The 3,644-nt window shown below is 36.4% G+C and carries 3 protein-coding genes; all 3 read left to right on the top strand.

Annotated features, from left to right (window positions below):
• The first annotated feature begins 209 nt into the window (after nucleotides 1-209).
• From BUA16_RS18030 to BUA16_RS18020, 3 genes are read left to right on the top strand one after another with little or no spacing between them, the layout of a single operon-like run.
• A complete protein-coding gene (locus BUA16_RS18030) occupies nucleotides 210-1,451 on the top strand; it encodes a tyrosine-type recombinase/integrase (RefSeq protein ID WP_084668568.1) in 1,242 nt (413 codons plus the stop codon).
• A complete protein-coding gene (locus tag BUA16_RS18025) occupies nucleotides 1,444-2,460 on the top strand; it encodes a tyrosine-type recombinase/integrase (RefSeq protein ID WP_072766095.1) in 1,017 nt (338 codons plus the stop codon). The genes BUA16_RS18030 and BUA16_RS18025 overlap by 8 nt, the downstream gene beginning before the upstream one ends.
• A complete protein-coding gene (locus tag BUA16_RS18020) occupies nucleotides 2,447-3,472 on the top strand; it encodes a tyrosine-type recombinase/integrase (protein ID WP_072766094.1) in 1,026 nt (341 codons plus the stop codon). Before BUA16_RS18025 ends, BUA16_RS18020 begins: the two co-directional genes overlap by 14 nt.
• Nucleotides 3,473-3,644 lie beyond the last annotated feature (172 nt).

Below are 3,644 nucleotides of genomic sequence, written 5' to 3'. Positions count from 1 at the left end.
TCTTTGTCATTGTCCTTCGCTTTATCGAATTCCCTTCTTTTATGTAAAGCTTTACATAAAAGAAGTTATCAAAACAATAATATTATCAAAAGTAGATGATTTCAACAAGCTGCAAGTATCTGAAAATCACTATGTATTTTGATAATTTTTTCCGATAACAATATACCTTTATTATGGTGACAATGGTGTTGCCGTAAAAAAGGTAAAATATGTTAGATAACAGCATTTCTAAGGATGCTTTGACAAATCGATTTCGCGAAGGGCTTGTAACTTTCCAATTTAACAAAGCAGTCATAGAGCGTCATCTCTATGGCATTCGATCACTTCTCTCTTTTATGGAGAAGGAGCAATTTCATGATTACAACCATTATGTAGAGGAACAGTATAGAAATTTTATACTGTTGGACACGAAAACCTCGGATAATTGTAAACAAAGGAATTTACGTTCAATTCATCTATTAAACGTAATTCTGGAAGATAAGCCTTATACTATACGACGTACAAATCCTGTGAAGTACTCCTATCCGGGAGAGATTGGTGCCATAGCAAAGCAATTTTTAGAACATCTACAAACGAATGAACGGTTGACGGAAATTACGATGAGAGCATATAGGAAAGAACTAAGTTATTTTTCCCAAAAAATGAATATTAGAAAAGTTTCTTTAAGCTCAATGGACAAGAGCGACATTCTCTCTTTTATTTCTTCGGTCCAAAACACGAAACCCTATGTATTGACGCGTATCAAACGCTTTTTATCGTACTTGTATGATCACCAGTATATACTTCAGGATTTTTCTCAATTAATTAAAAATATTAAATCACATAGAAAAGAGAAATTGCCATCTTATTATGACATTAATGAGGTCTCAAGAATAGAAAATTCAATAGAACGTAGTAGTGCCCTAGGCAAACGCGATTATGCTATGATACTATTGGCATCTAGGCTTGGATTACGATCCTCAGACATCCGTCTCTTAAAATTTTCCAATATAGACTGGGACCAGAACTTAATTCATTTACAGCAATATAAAACTAAAAGAGATATTAAGCTTCCCTTATTGTCTGATGTTGGGGATGCTTTAATAGATTATATAACTAACGGGCGACCATCATCCCCTTTGAAAATTATTTTTCTTACAGCTAGACATCCTTATCGAGAAATAAGTGTATCTTCCTTTTCTTCCATTGTATCACAATATATTTATCGCTCAGGAATAGATTCTAAAGGAAAGCGTGTCGGCCCACACAGTTTAAGACACAGTCTTGCCACTCTTCTTTTAAGAGAAGGAACGGGCCTACCTGTAATCTCGGAAGTTTTAGGCCATAGCACCACAGGGGCCACAATGACGTACCTTCAAGTAGATATTAAGGCCTTATTAGAATGTTCTCTCTTTGTTCCTATGGTGGATGAATCTTTTTATTTACAGAAAGGAGGGATGCTTTATGAATAATACTGTAGTTTACACAAGTGTACTGGCTCCATATTTTACTTCTTATCTTAATGAGAAGTTCAGGCTGGGACATAAAGCTCAAGATATTAAATACACACTCCTTACTATCGACCAGTTCCTTAACCAGATCAAGCACGGTGATATTTACATCTCCAAAGACGTTTATGAATACTGGCTTAATACCATTCAGGAGCAGAAAACATCTACCATTTATAGTAAGGCGTCTATTTTTATACGATTTTTGAAGTACATGTCAGAGATGGGTATGGAATGTTACATTCCACGATTACCCCGCAAGCATGATAGCGGCTTTGTACCGTATATATACTCCCAGGAGGAAATTAAAAAGATCTTTGTGGCCTGCGATGGTCTAAGAGCTAGGGAGCGACACGCAAAATCAATATTAATTATTATTCCAGCACTCATTAGGGTGCTGTATAGTACAGCAATCCGAATAAGTGAAGCTCTTGCTATCAAAAATAAAAATGTAGATCTCGTTAATAACATCATCATTCTTAACCATACTAAAAATGGCTCACAAAGATTAGCTCCTATTAATTCATCCTTGAAGGATGTACTTGTACAATACATCGAATATAGAAATAGAATACCAGTTAGCGGCATTACAGATTCTGAAGGTCATTTCTTTGTATCCTCATTAGGCAAGCCCTGCATTAGAAGAACTGTCTCCAAACTTTACCATAAAGTACTGAGCGAAGCTGGTATACCTTACAAAGGGAATCAAGAAGGGCCTACGATCCACGGAATAAGGCATACAGCATGTGTTCATTCGCTAGTCAAAATGGCTAAAGATGGAAAAGATATTTATTGCTGTCTTCCTTTATTATCAACCTTTATTGGACATAAAAAAGTGCTAGACACCGAACATTATCTACGTCTGACCTGTGAAATCTATCCAGAATTAATCGAGCTTGATGCCTCTGTAACTGCTGGAATTAATGGAGTAATTGAACGTTCATTATTAATAAATAGCCATGAAAGCCTATAAAGACTTTGCTGAAGTTCTCCAGGATTTCTTCACCATTTATCTCGTTAAAGAGAGAGGTGCAAGCGGAAATACCATAAAGTCCTACAGAGATACTTTTGTTCATTTGATCGTCTATTTCAAAGAACACCATAAATTAGATCCTGATAGGTTGTCTTTATCGGTGATGACGAAAGATAATATCCTGAAATTCCTAGACTGGTTGCAAAATGACAAATCTAATTCTGTAAGTACACGTAATCAGCGCTATGCCGCTCTACGCTCTTTTTTTAATTATATGATGTACTTAGATCCTATTCATATGTCTCAATGGAAATCTATTTGTTCCATCAAGATGAAGAAAGGACAATCTGAGACGTTAAATTACCTGAGTGTTGCAGGGGTAAAATGTTTGCTTGAACAAATAGATTCTCAAACTCGTACAGGCAGACGCAACCTGACGATGCTCTCGCTTCTTTACAACACCGGAGCCCGGGTACAAGAGCTGATAGACTTGTCCCCTGCATCAATCAGACGAAGTAAACCTCATATCATAGAGCTTTTTGGCAAAGGGCGGAAGAAACGTTTGGTTCCCTTAGAGGATAATATGATGCATTTATTAGAAGCTTATATGAAAGAACATCGACTCGACATTCCCGGGCGTGAACAGCATCCTTTGTTTTACAATGCATGGAAAGATAAACTCACGAATCCTGGGATTGCTTACATCATTAGAAAATATGCAGCTATGGCACGTTTATTAGAGCCTGAACTTATCCCTGAGAAGATAAATCCTCATATGTTCCGGCATTCTCGGGCAATGCATTTGTTACAGGCAGGCGTAAATCTCATTTACATACGCGATATCCTTGGTCACGTTTCTGTACAGACCACAGAAGTTTATGCCAGAGCAGATTCTAAATTGAAAAGGGAAGCGCTTAAAAAAGCATATGTGGACATTGGTGTAACTGAACCTGAAGTCAAAAGCTGGGAAAGAAATACAAAACTCAAAGAATTTTTAAAGGGTCTTGGATAGAATTTTCCGGGATATTATCAAAAGTAGTTTTATAAACAACTGTATGCTAAATCCCCATATACGGTTATCGTTTACGGCTACTTTTGATAATATTATTGTTTTGATAACTTCTTTTATGTAAAGCTTTACATAAAAGAAGGGAATTCGATAAAGCGAAGGACAATGACAAAGA

It is taken from the genome of Arenibacter nanhaiticus (genome assembly GCF_900141935.1).
Classification (GTDB): Bacteria; Bacteroidota; Bacteroidia; order Flavobacteriales; family Flavobacteriaceae; genus Arenibacter; species Arenibacter nanhaiticus.
The sequence above is the reverse complement of the archived record's forward strand: the minus strand, read 5'-3'. Positions and strand labels throughout refer to the sequence as shown.

Bases quoted from the DNA above. Each gene is read 5' to 3' on its own strand.
- BUA16_RS18030 (WP_084668568.1), top strand. From the start codon at position 210: ATGTTAGATAACAGCATTTCTAAGGATGCTTTGACAAATCGATTTCGC.
- BUA16_RS18025 (WP_072766095.1), top strand. From the start codon at position 1,444: ATGAATAATACTGTAGTTTACACAAGTGTACTGGCTCCATATTTTACT.
- BUA16_RS18020 (WP_072766094.1), top strand. From the start codon at position 2,447: ATGAAAGCCTATAAAGACTTTGCTGAAGTTCTCCAGGATTTCTTCACC.